General features: G+C 70.1%; 12 protein-coding genes. 8 read left to right on the top strand and 4 right to left on the bottom strand.

The window, feature by feature from the left end; all coding sequences use genetic code 11:
• Positions 1 to 107 precede the first annotated feature (107 nt).
• The 3 genes from lptF to AZOLI_RS23485 all read left to right on the top strand — a co-directional run bounded on the left by lptF (position 108) and on the right by AZOLI_RS23485 (position 2,914).
• Positions 108 to 1,265 carry an LPS export ABC transporter permease LptF gene (lptF, locus tag AZOLI_RS23495; RefSeq protein ID WP_014249692.1) on the top strand — a complete coding sequence of 386 codons (1,158 nt, stop codon included), beginning with the start codon at positions 108 to 110 and terminating at the stop codon, positions 1,263 to 1,265.
• Positions 1,262 to 2,272 carry a glycosyltransferase family 9 protein gene (locus AZOLI_RS23490; protein ID WP_014249691.1) on the top strand — a complete coding sequence of 337 codons (1,011 nt, stop codon included), beginning with the start codon at positions 1,262 to 1,264 and terminating at the stop codon, positions 2,270 to 2,272. Before lptF ends, AZOLI_RS23490 begins: the two co-directional genes overlap by 4 nt.
• A gap of 87 nt (positions 2,273 to 2,359) precedes the next feature.
• The gene (locus AZOLI_RS23485; RefSeq protein WP_014249690.1) at positions 2,360 to 2,914 is read left to right on the top strand and encodes a flagellar biosynthesis regulator FlaF; all 555 of its coding nucleotides are present in this window, start codon (positions 2,360 to 2,362) and stop codon (positions 2,912 to 2,914) included.
• A 64-nt stretch (positions 2,915 to 2,978) separates the two neighbouring features.
• Here AZOLI_RS23485 and AZOLI_RS23480 read toward each other — a convergent pair whose 3' ends face one another.
• The 4 genes from AZOLI_RS23480 to AZOLI_RS23465 all read right to left on the bottom strand — a co-directional run bounded on the left by AZOLI_RS23480 (position 2,979) and on the right by AZOLI_RS23465 (position 7,205).
• Complete coding sequence (locus AZOLI_RS23480; RefSeq protein WP_014249689.1) at positions 2,979 to 5,024, bottom strand: NAD(+) synthase; 2,046 nt, start codon at positions 5,022 to 5,024, stop codon at positions 2,979 to 2,981.
• Between the two features lie 83 nt (positions 5,025 to 5,107).
• Positions 5,108 to 5,818, bottom strand: coding sequence for a nitroreductase (locus tag AZOLI_RS23475; protein ID WP_014249688.1), 711 nt, complete (start codon positions 5,816 to 5,818; stop codon positions 5,108 to 5,110).
• On the bottom strand, positions 5,815 to 6,291 hold the full coding sequence (locus AZOLI_RS23470) for an OsmC family protein (RefSeq protein WP_014249687.1): 477 nt from the start codon (positions 6,289 to 6,291) through the stop codon (positions 5,815 to 5,817). The genes AZOLI_RS23475 and AZOLI_RS23470 overlap by 4 nt, the downstream gene beginning before the upstream one ends.
• A gap of 20 nt (positions 6,292 to 6,311) precedes the next feature.
• Positions 6,312 to 7,205: an AEC family transporter gene (locus tag AZOLI_RS23465; protein ID WP_014249686.1), complete on the bottom strand. Its 894-nt coding sequence runs from the start codon at positions 7,203 to 7,205 to the stop codon at positions 6,312 to 6,314.
• 320 nt (positions 7,206 to 7,525) lie between these two features.
• On the opposite strand from AZOLI_RS23465, the gene bcsA reads away from it, so the two are divergent.
• The 5 genes from bcsA (at position 7,526) to bcsN (ending at position 16,208) form a co-directional block, all read left to right on the top strand.
• The gene (gene bcsA, locus AZOLI_RS23460) at positions 7,526 to 9,811 is read left to right on the top strand and encodes a UDP-forming cellulose synthase catalytic subunit (RefSeq protein WP_014249685.1); all 2,286 of its coding nucleotides are present in this window, start codon (positions 7,526 to 7,528) and stop codon (positions 9,809 to 9,811) included.
• Positions 9,812 to 9,816: 5 nt separating this feature from the next.
• A complete protein-coding gene (locus AZOLI_RS23455; protein ID WP_014249684.1) occupies positions 9,817 to 12,396 on the top strand; it encodes a cellulose biosynthesis cyclic di-GMP-binding regulatory protein BcsB in 2,580 nt (859 codons plus the stop codon).
• Between the two features lie 242 nt (positions 12,397 to 12,638).
• The gene (locus AZOLI_RS23450; protein WP_014249682.1) at positions 12,639 to 13,724 is read left to right on the top strand and encodes a glycosyl hydrolase family 8; all 1,086 of its coding nucleotides are present in this window, start codon (positions 12,639 to 12,641) and stop codon (positions 13,722 to 13,724) included.
• Positions 13,721 to 15,499 carry a hypothetical protein gene (locus AZOLI_RS23445; protein ID WP_014249681.1) on the top strand — a complete coding sequence of 593 codons (1,779 nt, stop codon included), beginning with the start codon at positions 13,721 to 13,723 and terminating at the stop codon, positions 15,497 to 15,499. The genes AZOLI_RS23450 and AZOLI_RS23445 overlap by 4 nt, the downstream gene beginning before the upstream one ends.
• A gap of 10 nt (positions 15,500 to 15,509) precedes the next feature.
• On the top strand, positions 15,510 to 16,208 hold the full coding sequence (gene bcsN / locus AZOLI_RS23440; RefSeq protein WP_014249680.1) for a cellulose biosynthesis protein BcsN: 699 nt from the start codon (positions 15,510 to 15,512) through the stop codon (positions 16,206 to 16,208).
• Positions 16,209 to 16,245 lie beyond the last annotated feature (37 nt).

Raw genomic sequence — 16,245 nt, 5'->3', positions numbered from 1 at the left:
CGCCAGCGGTTTCCCATCCACTGGCGCCGGAGCGACGGCTTTCAACACTTGACCCGGCGGGCCGGGGCGGTCAGCTTGCCGGCCGTATACAGCTCCGGCCGAACTCCATGAACCGACTGCAACGGTACCTGTTCCGCAACCTGCTGATCGCCACCCTCTATTCGACGGCGGGCCTGACGCTGACCATCTGGCTCAGCCAGTCGCTGCGCCTGATCGAGATCGTGGTCAGCGCCGGCGCGCCGATGGGCATGTTCCTGTGGCTGCTGCTGCTGACGGTGCCGACCTTTCTCGGCGTCGTCCTGCCGCTGGCGCTGGTCGGTGCGATCCTGTTCACCTACAACAAGATGGCGACCGACAGCGAGCTGGTGGTGATGCGCGCGGCCGGCGTCGGCCCGCTGTCGCTGTCGCAGCCGGCGCTGGTGCTGGCGGTCGGGGTGATGGCCGTGGTCCTCACCCTGAATGTCTGGATCACCCCCGCCGCCCATCGCGAACTGGTGCGGATGGAATACACGGTGCGCAGCGACTATTCGCAGCTGTTCCTGCGCGAAGGCGTGTTCAACGAGGTCGGCGACCATTTCAGCGTCTTCCTGCGCGACCGCGACGCCGACGGCAACCTGCACAAGGTGCTGATCCATGACGGGCGCCAGCCGGACAAGCCGATCACGATCATGGGCGACCGCGCGGTGATGCAGACCGGGCCGGAGGGCACGCGCTTTGTCGTCTATGACGGCAACCGGCAGGAGCTGGACCGCAAGACCAACCGGCTGTCGCAGCTGTTCTTCGAACGCTACGCCGTGGACCTGAAGGCGGTGGCGCCGCAGGCGGCGGAACGCTGGCCCGACGCCCGCGAGCGCAGCACGGCGGAGCTGATGTCGGGCGACGTGCCGGCGCAGGACGACCGCATGCGCCGCGGCCTGATCGCGGAGCTGCACCACCGCTTCTCCTCGCCGCTGCTGGCCCTGACCTATGCCCTGGTGGCGCTGTCGGCGCTGCTGTCGGGCGAGTTCAACCGGCGCGGCCAGTCCTCCCGCGTGACCATCGCCGTGCTGCTGGTGATGGGGCTGCAGGCGGGGGCGCTGGGCCTGACCAGCCTCGCCGGCAAGGCGACCGTCTTCGTGCCGCTGATGTACGCCATGCCGCTTGTCATGCTGCTGCCGGCGCTGTGGGTGATGTCGCGCGGGCTGATGCTGCGGCCGGGGCGCCGGCATTCCGCCGGGGACACCGCCGGGGACAAGGCTGGAGACGCCGCCGGGCGCGCGTCATGAGCCGCATCCTGTTCATCACCTCCAACCGGCTGGGCGACGCGGTGCTGTCCACCGGGCTTCTCGACCACCTGACCCGGGCCTATCCGGACGCGCGGCTGACCATCGCCTGCGGGCCGCTGCCGGCGCCGCTGTTCCGCTCCGTGCCGGGGCTGGAGCGGCTGATTCCGCTGGCGAAGCGCTCCTACGCCCGGCACTGGCTGCGGCTGTGGCTGGATTGCGTCGGCACGCGCTGGGATCTGGTGGTCGATCTGCGCAACTCGGCGGTCGGGCGGCTGGTGCCGGCCCGCCGGCGGGTCTTCCACGCCAAGCCGCCCCGCCCGATGCACAAGGTGGAGGAGAATGCCGCCCTGCTCGGCCTGTCGCCGCCGCCGGCCCCGCGCCTGTGGATCGACGATGCGGCGCGGCGGCAGGCCGACGCCCTGATCCCGGCCGGAACCGGGCCGTTCCTGGCGGTCGGGCCGACCGCCAACTGGCTGGGCAAGGAATGGCCGGCCGACCGCTTCGCCCGGCTGGCCCAGCGATTGACAGGGCAGGGGGGCGCGCTGCAGGGCGCCCGCGTGGCCGTGCTGGCCGCCGGGCCGGAGCGCGAGCGGGCGCGGCCCGTGCTCGACGCGCTGGGCGACCGCGCCATCGACCTGACCGGCCGCACCGACCCGATGGCGGCGGCGGCCTGCCTGGAGCGCGCCGCCCTCTATGTCGGCAACGACAGCGGGCTGATGCACATCGCGGCGGCGGCCGGCGTGCCGACGGTCGGCCTGTTCGGTCCCGGCTATCCCGCCATCTACGGTCCGTGGGGGCCGCGCGGGCGGGTGGTGGTCAGCGAGGTTCCCCAGGCGGATCTGCTGGCCCGCGTCGCCGCCGATCCCAATGCCCGCGGCCTGATGGACGGCATCGCCGAGGACCGGGTGGCGCAGGTCGCCGACATGCTCCTGGCTGAATCGCCAAGCCTCTGTGACCAGTTTGCGGCGAACCCTGACTCCGCAGCCGAGCTACCCCCGTTGCGTTGACAAATCCAGCTGGATAACCGACACTTCGGCGACTATGCATAGGGGCAACTCCGCCCCACCGGATGGGTTTACCCCCGAGGGTTTGGAATGAAGCCGACTCCCACCTACGCCAACAAGCCGACCTCGGACAATCCGCGCGACGTCGAGGCTTGGGCCCTGGCGGAAGCGGCGCGCCGCATCATCGCCGCCAGCCATGCCAAGGACGAAAAGGCCTTCCGCGAGGCTCTTCAGCTGAACCAGCGCCTGTGGACCATCTTCCAGGCGGCGATCACCGAAGAGGATTGCGGCCATCCGCCGGAGGTCCGCACGAACATCGCGGCCCTGTCGCTGCTGGTCGACCGCGAAACGACCAACCGTCTGATCGACCTGGATTTCGGCAAGATCGACACGCTGGTCAACATCAACCGCAACGTCGCCAGCGGCCTGACCGCCCAGGGCCAGTTCATCGCCGCCCAGCAGGCGACCCAGCCGCATGCTGGCACGCCGCAGGCCGCCGCCCCGCAGGCTCCGGCCGCTCCCCAGGCGGGCGCTCCGGCACCGGGGCAGCCGCCCGCCGGCATGCGTCCTGCCGTGCCGCCGCGGCCGATGACCACCCCCGACGCCGCCCCGGTCAACCGCGAGTCCCTGCGCATCTCGATCTGAGCAGTATCGCATTCGACAAAGAAAAGGCCGACGCTCCCGTGGGGCGCCGGCCCTTTCTTTGCCCTCACTCCGCCGGAACCTCGCGTTCCAGTTCCTCCAGCCAGATGCGGGCGTTGCCGTCGGACGGCGCGCGCCAGTCGCCGCGCGGCGACAGGGACCCGCCGGCCGTCACCTTCGGCCCGTTCGGCATGGCCGAGCGCTTGAACTGGCTGAAGCCGAAGAAGCGGCGCAGGAACACGCGCAGCCAGTCGCGGATCTCCGCCGGGCTGTAGGCGCGGCGCTTCTCCAGCGGATAACCCTCCGGCCAGTCGCCCTTTTCGACGTCGGCCCAGGCATGGCGGGCCAGGAAGGCGATCTTCGACGGGCGGAAGCCATAGCGCAGCACGTAGAACAGGTTGAAGTCCTGCAGATCATACGGCCCGACCACGGATTCGGAGCTCTGCAGCGCCTTGTCCGACCCGGCCGGCACCAGTTCCGGCGAAATTTCCGTCTTCAGGATGGCGTCCAGCGTCTCCGACACCTCCTGCTGGAACTGACCGGTGCGGCCGACCCAGCGGATCAGGTGCTGGATCAGCGTCTTCGGCACGCCGGCATTGACATTGTAGTGGGACATCTGGTCGCCGACGCCATAGGTACACCAGCCCAGCGCCAGTTCCGACAAATCGCCGGTGCCCAGAACGATGCCGTTGTGGTGGTTGGCGAGCCGGAACAGGTAATCGGTGCGCAGGCCCGCCTGCACATTCTCGAAGGTGATGTCATACACCGCCTCGCCGCGGGCGAAGGGGTGGTCCATGTCCTTCAGCATCTGGTTGGCGGCCGGCCGGATGTCCAGCTCCTGCGCCGTCACCCCCAGCGCCGTCATCAGCCGCCACGCATTCGACTTGGTGCCCTCGCTGGTGCCGAAGCCGGGCATGGTGTAGGCGAGGATGCCGCTGCGCGGCAGGCCCAGCCGGTCCATGGCGCGGGCGGCGACGATCAGGGCGTGGGTGCTGTCCAGCCCGCCCGACACGCCGATCACCAGCTTCCCGATGCCCGTCGCGCGCAGCCGCTGTACCAGCCCGGCGACCTGGATGTTGTAGGCCTCGTAGCAGTCCTGCTCCAGCCGTTCGGTGCTGGCCGGGACGAAGGGCAGGCGCGGCACCACGCGCAGCAGCCCGACATCCTCCTCCGTTGCATCCAGCCGGAAGGCGACGGTGCGGAAGCCGCCGGCGGCGGAGCCGTGCAGGCGCCGGTTGTCGTCGAAGGTGCCCTGGCGCAGCCGTTCCTGCCGCAGCAGGTCCAAATCCACGTCGGCCACCGCCATCTGGGCGCCGTCGGGGAAGCGGTCGGTCTCCGCCAGCATCTCGCCATTCTCGAAGATCGAGGTCTGGCCGTCCCAGGCGAGATCGGTGGTCGATTCCCCCGTCCCGGCCGACGAATAGAGATAGGCCGCCAGACAGCGCGCCGACTGCGATTTCGCCAGAAGCCGGCGGGTGTCGGACTTGCCGATGGTGATGTTGCTGGCCGACAGGTTGGCCAGAACGGTGGCGCCGGCAAGCGCCGCCATTGTGCTGGGCGGGGCGGGAACCCACAGGTCCTCGCAGATCTCGGCATGCACGACCAGCCCCGGCTGATCCTCGGCCGAGAACAGCAGGTCGGGGCCGAAGGGGGCGGTCAGGTCGCCGATGCGGATCGTCCCGCCATCCGTGCCGGTGCCGGAGGCGAACTGCCGCCGTTCGTAGAATTCCCGGTAGTTGGGCAGATGCTGCTTCGGCACCACGCCCAGCAGCTCGCCGCGGTGGATCGCCACCGCCGTGTTGTAGAGCCGCCCGTCATACAGCAGCGGCGCGCCGACCAGCAGCAGCGGCATCAGCCCGGCCGAGGCCTGCACCAGATCAAGGATCGCCTGCTCCACCGCGTCGATCAGCGGGTCCTGCATCAGCAGATCGTCGATGGCATAGCCGGACAGCGCCAGCTCCGGGAACAGCGCGACCGCCACCGACTTGTCGTGGCAGGCGCGCGCCGCCTCCAGGATGGCCGCGGCGTTGGCCGCCGGGTCCGCCGGGGTGCAGCGCGTCGTGCAGGCGGCCACCCGCGCGAACCCGTGCCGATAGATCGAGGTGAAGCTCATGACCCGTCCCTGCTGCCCTGCCTGTCCCTGCTGCACCACGATAGGGTGCCGGGGAAGGAACCATAGCAGGAAATTCGCCCGCGTCAGTCCTGACGGAACCCGGTGAAGCGCGTGAAGGCTTCCGCCGGCTCGCGTTCGGTCGGAAAGTTGTTCTCCGGCGCCGACCAGTCGGCGTGGCCCAGCGCCATGCCGCTGGCGATGATCTCGGTGTCGGGCAGCCCCAGATGGCGGGCGGTGATGGCGTGGCGGTAGCAGAAGGCCGCCTGCGGGCAGGTCTCCAGCCCGAAGCCGCGGGCGACGATCATGACATTCTGCATGAACATGCCGAGGTCGAGCCAGGCGCCCTTGCCCATGTCGCGGTCGATGGTGAAGAACAGCCCGACCGGCGCCCCGAAGAACAGCCAGTTGCGGCCATGCTGCCGCGCCATGCGCTCGCGGTCGCCCTTGCCGATGCCGAGCGAGCCGTAGAGCGCCCACCCCACCGTCCGCCGCCGGCCCAGATAGGGCTCCCGCCAGCTTTCCGGGTAATAGGGATATTCCGGCACCTCCGGCTCCCCCGCCTCATGGGCGGCCAGCAGCTCGGCCGACAGGGCGGCGCGCGCCTCCCCGGCGATGGCGTGGACCTTCCAGGGCTGGATATTGGACCCGCTCGGCGCCCGCGCGGCGAGGTCGAGGATGCGCAGCACCGTCTCCCGCTCCACCGGCTTGGGCAAGAAGGCACGGACGCTGCGCCGGCCGGCGACGGCGTCGAGGACCGAAAGGGCAGGGGCGGAGAGGGCAGGGGCGTCGCTCATCCCGCCACCTCCACCGCCGGCTCGTGCCGGACCGGGAAGTTGACCGAGCGGGCGATGAAGCACTTCTCCGCCGCGTCGTGATGCAGGGCCAGCGCCGTCGCGGCGTCCGATCCCGGCGCCAGCGTCACCCGCGGCCGCAGCACGACGCTGCTGAACTGCCCGCCGCCGTCCGCCCCCTCCTCCATCACCCCTTCGGCCTCGTCGGCATAGGCGGTGACGGCGATTCCGGCGCTGGCGCAGAGATGCAGGTACCACAGCTGGTGGCAGGCCGACAGCGAGGCGACGAGCAGGTCCTCCGGGTTCCAGCGCGCCGGATCGCCGCGGAAGGCCGGGTCGGAGGAGCCGGGGATCGCCGGCTTGGCCCCGGCGCCGATGCTGTGGTCGCGGCTGTAGGCCCGGTAGCCCGACGTGCCGGTGCCGAGATTGCCGGTCCATTCGACCCGCACGGCATAGCGGTGTTCCCTGTGCGCCATCCTTCCCTCTCCTTCGCCGTCTATTGCATCACCATCATCAGAAGCGCCGGCAGCGCCACGAAGGCCATGGCGGTGGAGCCCAGCACCATGCCCGCCACATCCTCCGGCGAATTGTCGTAGCGCAGAGCCCACAGGTAGTTAAAGACCGCCACCGGCATCGAACTCTGCACCAGAACCACGCCGCGCGTCGCCCCGGTCAGCCCCATCGCCCAGGCCACCAGCAGCCCCATGGCGAAGCCGGCGGACAGCCGGAAGGCCGACATCGACAGCGCCCGCACCGCCCCCGACAGCTGCAGCTTCGACAGCGCCACCCCCAGCGAGAACAGCATCAGCGGCACCGCGCAATTGCCCAGCAGCGTGGTGGTGTTGCCGATCCAGGCGGGCAGGGGAAGCTCCGCCAGCTGGATCGCCACGGCGAGCGCCACCGCATAGATCGTCGGCGTGCGCACCATCTGCCCCAGGTCGAAGCGCCCCGCCGCCAGTGCCGGCCCCAGCGTGAACTGCCCCACCGACATCACCGCATAGAACAGCACGGCAAGGCCGAGCCCCGCCTCGCCGAAGGCGAAGAGGCACAGCGGCAGCCCCAGATTTCCCGCATTGGGAAAGGCCATCGCCGGCACATAGACCCGGAGCGGCAGCCGCGCCGCCAGCAGCACCGGCACCGACGCCAGCGCGGTCAGCGCCATGCAGGCGGCGGCGGCGGCCGCCATCTCCGCCATCGCGTCGGGCGACAGCCGCAGCCGGGTCAGCGCCGAGAACACCAGGCAGGGCGACGATACGTTGACCGCGAAGGCGGTGATGAAGGCGCTGTCGTAGGGAAGCCGGGCGCGCGTCCAGCCATAACCCAGCGCCGCCACCACGAAGACGGGGGCCAGCACGGCGAAGGCATCGGACAGAAGGGCGAGGGTGGGCATGCAACCGCTGGGCAGGTGAACGGCCCGCCACGATGACGGCATTCCGATCCTGCGTCATCCCCCCAGGCCCGTTCGAGCCCAAGCTTCGGCGCAGACCAGCCGCGCGCCGGAGGCAATCGCCGGAGCCTCCCTCCGATTCGCAGGCGCCTTCGATGGCGCACTGCGCGTCCATGGCGCCATACGCCTGCAGCGTGACTGCAACGCCATCGTATGGACTGCATTTTCGTAATGTTTATCAAAAGCGAGTAACGATTTGTAACGAAGCTTGAGCCAGAAGGGGGCAGCCACTATGGTGCCATGGCCTCAATCTGCGGACCAGTATGACGAATTTGTCCGGCGCCAAGACTGTTGTTCGTCCTCTGAACAACAAGGCGCAGCAATCCAGACGACAGCCGAACCTGAACAGCCGCCGGTTATCGCTGCGTTCTGTTCTGCTCTGGATTCTTTTGTTGCTGTCGGCCGGTTTGTTTCTTGCGCTCGCGGCTCTGCCCGTCGGACGATTTGCCAGCGCCGCGATTTCGGTCGGCGTCGTGGCGGCGGCCTTCGTGCTGGGGCGCTTCGCCCGGCGATTCTGGCATGCCCGCACGCTGACCGTGCTGCTGCTGGCCTTCGTCACCTTCCGCTATTTCTTCTGGCGGCTGACCGGCACGCTGCCGCCGGTCGACGATCTGGTGAACTTCATTCCCGGCGTCACCCTCTTCGCGGCCGAAGCGCTGTCCTTCGTGCTGTTCCTGACCTCGCTGTTCGTCATCATCGATCCCATCGCCCGCGAACCGTCGGAACCGACGGGCGATCCCGCCTTCTGGCCCAGCGTCGACGTCTACATCCCCTCCTACAACGAGGAGCCGGAACTGCTGGAGACGACGCTGGCCGCTGCGGTCTGCATCGACTACCCGCGCGACAAGCTGCGCGTCTATCTGCTGGACGACGGCGGCACCGACCAGAAGCTGGCCCACAGCAACCCGGAGCAGGCCGCGGCGGCCAAGCAGCGGCGCGAGACGCTGACCGCGCTGTGCGAAAGGCTGCAGGTCACCTACATGACCCGGCCGCGCAACGAGCATGCGAAGGCCGGCAACATCAACCACGCCTTCCAGAAGACGTCGGGCGACCTCGTGCTGATCCTGGACGCCGACCATGTGCCGACGGTGGGCATCCTCAAGGCGACGGTGGGATTCTTCCAGCAGGACACCGGGCTGTTCCTGGTGCAGACCCCGCATTTCTTCGTCAATCCCGACCCGGTCGAATACAACCTCGGCACCTTCGAACGGATGCCGAGCGAGAACGAGATGTTCTACTACTCGATCCAGCCGGGGCTCGACCGCTGGAACGGCTCCTTCTTCTGCGGGTCCGCCGCCATCCTGCGCCGCGCGGCGCTGGAGGAGGTCGGCGGCTTCAGCGGCGACACGGTGACGGAGGATTGCGAGACCGCGCTGGAGCTGCATTCGCGCGGCTGGCGCAGCGTCTATCTGCCGCGCCCGCTGATCGCCGGGCTGCAGCCGGAGACCTTCGACAGCTTCATCGCCCAGCGCTCGCGCTGGACCCAGGGCATGATCCAGCTGTTCCTGCTGAAGAATCCGCTGTTCAAGCGCGGCCTGACAATCGCCCAGCGGCTCTGCTACACCAGCACGATGCTGTACTGGTTCTTCTGGTTCTGGCGGCCGATCTTCCTGTTGTCGCCGCTGTGCTATGCCCTGTTCGGGCTGGAGATCTACCGCATCAACCTGCCGGATTTCGCCTGCTTCGTCATTCCGCACGTCTTCGCCGCCGCCTTCCTGTCGCAGTTCCTGCACGGGCGGATGCGCTGGCCGCTGTTCTCGGAACTCTACGAGTATCTGCAGTCCTTCCACGTCTCCCGCGCGGCGCTGGCGACGATGATCCGGCCGCGCGACCCGGTGTTCAAGGTCACCGCCAAGGGCCAGTCGGTGGAGGAGGACGGCTTCTCTCCCCTCGCCACGCCCTTCATCGTCACCACGCTGCTGCTGGCGGCCGGGCTGGCGGCCTGCGCATGGCGCTATTCCATGTTCCCGGAACACCGGGCCGCCATCGTCCCGGTGGCGGTGTGGTGTTCCCTCAGCCTGCTGCTGGCGCTGGGCGGGCTTGCGGTCGTCTATGAACGCAAGCGCGTCCGCCGGCAGGAGCGCTTCACCGTCGACCGTCCCGCCGTGCTGAAGCTCGCGGACGGGACCGCCATCGACCTGACCGTCGCCGACGTGTCGGCGGGCGGCGTCGGGCTGCTGGTCGATCCCAAATGGCGCGACTCCATTTCCCGGCCGGACCAGACGCCGGTGCTGACCATCACCGCGACGGAGACGGAGGCGGCGACCACCACCGGTGTGCGCATCTTCCGCATCGAGATGCGCAACGGCGAGCTGGCGGTCGGCGCCAGTTTCGCCCCGCGCGACCGCCAGGACATCGTCGAGATGGCGCGTTTCGTCTTCGGCAACAGCGTCGGCTGGGACGTCTTCCTCGACCGCAAGCGGGTGGCCGCCCCGACCTTCTTCGGCGGGCTGCTGTTCTTCGCCACGCGGGTGGTGCCGCGGCTGGGGCATGTGCTGCTGGCATTGCCGCGCGCCCTGTGGCGCATCCTGAGCTTCCAGGCTCCGTAACGGCCATGGCGCAGGCTCGCACCCATATCTGCGGCCCAAGGGCTGCCTGCAACCTGACCGTCGACGCCCGGACCATCCGCGGCCTGTTGGCCCTGCTGTGCCTCTGCCTCGCCCTCTGGACCGGCTGGACGGCGCCGGCCCGTGCCGAGGACCGGCGGGTGATCCCGCTGTCGAACCTGCGCGACGGCCAGCCGGAGGTCATCCTGCATGGCGAGACGGAGACGGTGGCCCTGCGCGCCGTCCTGCCGCCGGTGGTCGGCCTGACCTCCGTCGTGCTGGCGCTGACCTACGAGAACGGCATCGACATCCTGCCCGAAAAGGGGGCGATGTCGGTCTTCATCAACGGCTCCCCGGTGGCCGACCTGCCGCTGTCCGCCTTCCGCGGGCCGGTCAACGCCTCGATCACCCTGCCGGCCAGCCTGATGCGGCCGGGCGAGAACCAGATCGTCTTCCAGACCAACGCGCAGCACCGCGCCATCTGCTCGGTGCGCGGCACCTACGATTTGTGGGCGCGGGTGAACCTCGCCGCCTCGTCGCTGACGCTGGTGTCGGACCGCGGCGTTCCCGAACCCGATCTCGCCATGGTCAGGCAGCTGCTGGTCGCCGCCGACCGGGCGCGCGAACCGCTGGCCATCCTCCATCCCGGCAGCGAGATCGACGCCGACCATCTCGGCTGGGGCGCCATGGTGGCGCAGTCCTACGGCCTGCTGCTGGGCGACCAGACCCCGCGGATGACGGCGGTGCCGGCCCAACCGCCCGCCCAACCGTCCGCCCAACCGCCCGCCGCCAAACCCGGAGCCTCCGGTTCGCCGTCGCTGGAAACTCTTCCCCTGCCGGGCGGCAAGAACGTGCTGATCGGCACCCGCGACCGCATCGCCCCGCTGCTGGGCGAGGCGCGGGCCGCCGCCATCGCCGGTCCCTTCCTTGCCGTCTATCCGCTTCCCGGCCCCGGCGGCGGGGCCTTCGTCGCCGTCGCCTCCGGCCGCACGCCGCAGGAAGTGGATCAGGCGGTGATGCGGCTGGCCGACCTTTCCCGGCCGCTGCCGACCCAGACCGCCATGATCGTCACCGACGCGGCCCCGCCGGCGCCGCTGCCGCAGCCGGCAGTGCAGGCGGAGGGGCGCTACCGCCTGTCGGAGCTGGGCTTCCAGACCGTCCAGCACAGCGGCTACCGCTATGCCGGGCACTTCACCCTGACCCTGCCCACCGGCTTCGCCCCGGTCAGCGACCGCTCCATCCTGTTCCACGTCAACGGCGCGTTCGAGGGCAGTCTCGGTTCGGGCGCCGTGCTGAACGTCCGGGTGAACGGCAAGTCGGCGGGCGCCATCGAGATCGACAAGCGGTCCAGCGGCGTGATCGACAATGGCGAGATGCCGCTGCCGATGGCGATGTTCCGCCCCGGCCCCAACGTGATCGAGGTGGAGGCGGAACTGCCGCCGGCCGGCGGCACCGACTGCGTCTTCGCGGTGCGGCGGCCGACCTTCACCCTGCTCGACAGCTCCAGCATCGAAATTCCGGGCTTCGCCCGCCTCGTCACGCTGCCCAGCCTGGGCGGCTTCGGCAACACCGCCTATCCCTATGGCGGCGTCGCGGGCGGCGAGCCGGCGGCCCCCTTCGACCTCGTGGTCGTCGGGCGGGAGCCCGCCTGGTTCGGCGCCGCCTGGAGCCTGACCGCCCGGCTGGCGCAGCGGGCGGGCGACCTGATGGCGGTGGTGCCCTACACCGGCTGGGACGGTGCGCCGGACGACAACGCGCTGATCGTCGGCCCGGTCGCGGCGCTGCCGCAGGCCGTCTTCGCCTCGGCCCCCCTTCCTGCCGACCGTCTCGCCGGCCTGCTGGAGGCCGGAACCCTGATCGCCCAGGCCAGTGCGCGGGGCGAGCCGATGCCGGCGGCAGACCGCCGCGCCCTGGCAGAGCGGCTGCGGCTGGGCTGGTCCGGCAGCACCGTCCGTCCGGGCGTTACCCGGTCCGCTGGCTTGCCGTCTTCGTCCTTCGGCATCGCCGGGACGGCACAGGCGGCCGATGGCGGCGCCCAGAACCGCTGGCAGCGGATGGCCGGCGAGGCCAAGGACGCCTCCGCCGCCGCCGGCGGCTGGGTTCCCGACTGGGCGCGGCGCGTGATGGCCGCGGCGGCCCGCTACGTCAACCATTGGACGGTGGAGAATGCGCCGGTCGACGTCGTCGCCCTGACCGAGAATGCCGACCAGCTGCCGGAGGCGGCGCTTCTGCAATACCGGGCGCCCGGCGCCGATCCGCTGACCTGGACCCTGCTGACCGCGTCGGATCCCCGCTCCATCGACCGCGCCATGCGCAGCCTGGGGGAAGCCGGCCTGTGGGACAAGCTGCGCGGCGGCGGGGCGCTGTGGAGCAGTGCGGCGCCGGCCGTCACCACGCTGGAGGCGTCGAACCGCTACCAGATCATTCTCAATCCCTTTGACATCGGCAACCTGATCCTGATCCTGGCCCGCAACCTGTCGCAGCGGATCGAGCTTCTGTTCGCCATGCTGCTGGGGACGGCGGTGGTGCTGACGGTCAGCATGCGTCTTCTGCTGAAGCATGGACATCGGGAACGGAGCGGACCATGACCCCATCGCGGCGTGACCTACGGGATGCACAGATCTCGCATCCGCGAAGAAAATACAATCTCCGGGGGCGAGTGGCCCTTCTCCCCTTGTGGGAGAAGGGTTGGGATGAGGGGTGCGGCCGGCCAAAGGCCGGGAAGATTCGGTTTGCCCCCCTCACCCCAACCCCTCTCCCGCGAGGGGAGAGGGGCTTTGTTCAGCGCCAGACAGCATGCTCTGTTGCAAGCGAGAGATCTGTGCACCCTGTGGCATCGCGGCGTGACGTGCTGTTCGGAGCGGCAACCCTGGGCCTGACGGCGGGTCTGGCGGCCGGCCTGTCGACGGCCTTCCCGGCCGCCGCCTTAGCCGCGCCCTTCGATGCGGCGGCGTGGCGGCGCTATGCCGAACGCTTCCTGCAGCCGGACGGGCGGATCGTCGACACCGGCAACAAGGGCGTCAGCCATTCCGAAGGGCAGGGCTACGGCATGCTGCTGGCCGCGGCGGCCGGCGACCGCGCCGCCTTCGACCGGATGTGGGGCTGGACCCAGCGCACGCTGATGGTGCGCGGCGACGGGCTGGTGGCGTGGCGCTGGACCCCCGGCGGCGGCGTCACCGACCGCAACAACGCATCCGACGGCGACATGCTGATCGCCTGGGCGCTGCTGCGCGCCGCCGAGCTATGGAAGACGGAGGCCTACCGCACCGCCGCCGCCGCCATCGTCAAGGCGCTGGAGTCCGGGCTTCTGGTGGAGCATGCCGGGCTGACCGTCCTGCTGCCGGGGCGTGACGGCTTCCGCAAGGGCGACACGCTGGTCCTCAACCCCAGCTATTGGATCTTCCCGGCCATCCGCGCCTTCGCCGCCTTGCCCGGCGGACAGCGCTGGAACAAGGTGACCGATTCCGGTCTGGTCCTGCTGTCGAAGGCGCGCTTCGGCGGGTTCCAGCTGCCGCCGGACTGGATGGCGCTGGACGCCGCCGGCACCGTCACCGTCGCCGAAGGCTTCAGGAAGCAATATGGCTACGATGCCGTGCGCGTCCCGCTCTATCTGGCCTGGGACGGCTACCGCGATCCCTATTATTTCCGGCCCTATGCCGATCTGGTGGCGAAATTCGGCGGATCGACGGTCCCCGCCACCGTCTCGCTGCCGGGCGGCACCACCACGCAGGTGGCGGCCTCCGTCGGCATGCTGGCGGTCTACCGGCTGGCCTGCCGCCTTGCCGGCGCCGGAGCCGGGGCGGGGGGCGGCGACATGGTGACCGTGCCGCCGCTGGCGCCGGACGAGGATTACTACTCCACCACCCTGTTCCACCTCTCCGCGCTGGCGGCCCAAAGCCTGGGGATCGACCCGTGACCCGTCCCGTCCTTCTTCCGACCCTTCTTCTTGCCGGCATCGCCGCGCTCGGCGGCGGGAGCGATGGCTGGGCGCAGTCGAACGGCGGCGGCCGCGCGCTTGCCCCCGGCGTGAAGGTGGAGGTGGCGCCGGCCCCCGGCAGCGGCTCCGGCCCCGCCGCCGGCAAGGTGGACGAGACGGCTCTGCGCTATTACGCCCGCATCGGCGACGGCGAACGGCTGGAGGCGGAGATCGCCCGCCTGCGCGCCCTCGATCCGACCTGGGAGCCGCCCAAGGACCTGTTCGCGCCGCAGCCGGCCGCCGCGAGCGTCGACGAAAGCCCCTTCTGGAGCCTGCTGTCCGCCGGCAAGGTGGCGGAGGCGCGCGCCGCCATCGCCGAACAGCGGCGCAAGTCGCCCTCCTGGCAGCCGTCGGACAAGCTGCTGCAGGAGCTCGACCTCGCCGAGAGCGCCGGCCGCATCCGTTCGGCCAGCGACACCAAGCGCTGGCAGGATGTGGTGGACGCCGCCGCCGCCAATCCGGAGGCGGTGGCCTGCAACCGGCTGGACAATGCGTGGCGCCTCGCCGAGGCCTATGCCGAGCTGAAACAGACCGACCGCGCCTTCGACACCTACAAGACCATTGTCACCAGCTGCCCCAAGGCCAAGGAGCGGCGCGATACAATCTTCAAGGCATCGCGCTATCTCGGCCCCGACCGGCTGCGCGAGCTGGCGGCGCTCGGCGCCACCGCCAACCCGGCGACGGGGGAGGACTACTCCACCGTCCGCACCGCCGAGGCCGAACTCGAAACCGGCCGTCTGCTGGAGCGCCTGGGCAATTCCAAGGCCGGGGCCCTGTCCGACGCCGACCTGTCGCGCGTCCAGGGCATCGTCCGCGACAAGCAGGACGCCGACGCCGCCATCGCGCTCGGCTGGTACTTCCAGAAGCAGAAGAACTTCGCGGAGGCGCAGAGCTGGTTCTCCCAGGCCAATGGCTGGGCGCCGTCCGACCGGGCGGCGGAAGGTCTGGTGCTGGCCTACAACGGTTTGGGCGAAAAGGCGCAGGCCCGCGCCGCCGCCGCGCCGTGGAAGGGCAAGTCGAACCGCGTCGACCAAGCCCTCAAGGCGGTGGATCCGCCGCGCGGGCCCTCCGGCGGCGGGCGCAGCGCTCCGCAGGGGCCGAGCGAGCTCGACCGGGCGCTGGCCCGCCAGGATTATGCCGCCTGCCTTACCATCATCCGCGCCTCGATCGTCAAAAGCGGCCCGACCGCCGCCCTGCTGCAGCAGCGCGGCTGGTGCCTGCTGGAGATGAAGCGCCCGTCGGAGGCCGAGGCCTCCTTCGCCGAGGCGAAGGCTCTGGCCGCGCGCGAACCGGCCAAGGACGGCGCATCGGCCGGCAGCCTGCCGCAGAAGGCGACCCCGGCGCAGGAGAACGCCTATGGGCAGGCCATCGCCCGTCTGGCGACCGGCGACGTGGCCGGCCTGACCCGCGACCTGCCGCGCGCCAACATGACGGCGGCGCAGAAGGCGGAAATCCGCGCCTCGCTGCTGGCGGCGGAGGCCAACCGGGCGCTGGAGGACAAGCGCTACAACGACGTGCTGCGCCTGCTCGACGCCCGCAGGGAACTGGAGCCGGAACCGCGCAATCTCGGCATCCTGCGCGGCTGGGCGCTCTACAATCTGTTGCGCATGGACGAGGCCTATGCCCAGTTCAAGGCCATCGACGACCGGCTGAGCACCGAGGAATCGCGCGAAGGCGTCACCATCACCGGGAAGACGATCTATCATGGCTGGTAAGGGAGCCCCGATGCCCGAGACACCGTCCGATAGCCCGACGGCCAAGTCCGGCGGCGTGCGCACCCTCCTGCTGGCGACGCTGGCCGCCGTCACCCTGCTGACCTCGGGCTGCGCCGGCTGGGTGCGCGACAACCTGACCCAGGCGCCGACGCCGTGGCGCCGCATCCAGCCCGCCGCCTTGCCGGTGACCCTGCCGGACAGCCGGGACTTCCCCATCGTCGCCGCCCGCATGCGCGACACCGGCACCGTCTACAAGAGCTATATCGTCGTGCTGGGCAACCCCACGGTGCTGCCGGGCGAGAACCGCCTGACGGTGGACGTACAGACCCTGCCCGACAGCCTGTTCGGCGCGCTGGTCCAGCCGCCCCGCATCTTCCCGGTCCCGCTCTACACCATGGACACGCTGACCGAGACGACGAAGCGCGAATTCCCGGAGATGCGCATCAAGCTCGCCGACAGCGCCCGCCGCAACCGCTACGGCGACTACGACTATGTCACCGCCCAGGACGGCGAGAACAGCTGCGTGCTGGCCTGGCAGCTGATCGGCGACCGCAAGCGCATATTGCCGGAGCGGATCGAGGCGATCCGGCTGGACTACCGGGTCTGCGGCGTCGGCTCCAACATCCCCGCCCTGCTGGCCCCGTTCGAGGCGATGACGCTGACCCTGCCGGAAACGGTGCTTGAGGTGCAGGATTTGGGCGGCCTGTAACCAAGGATCGCAAAAGGGCGACAACGGCTCGGCTTTG

The sequence above is a fragment of the Azospirillum lipoferum 4B genome, from assembly GCF_000283655.1.
Classification (GTDB): Bacteria; Pseudomonadota; Alphaproteobacteria; order Azospirillales; family Azospirillaceae; genus Azospirillum; species Azospirillum lipoferum_C.
This window is presented reverse-complemented; position numbering and strand designations above follow the sequence as displayed.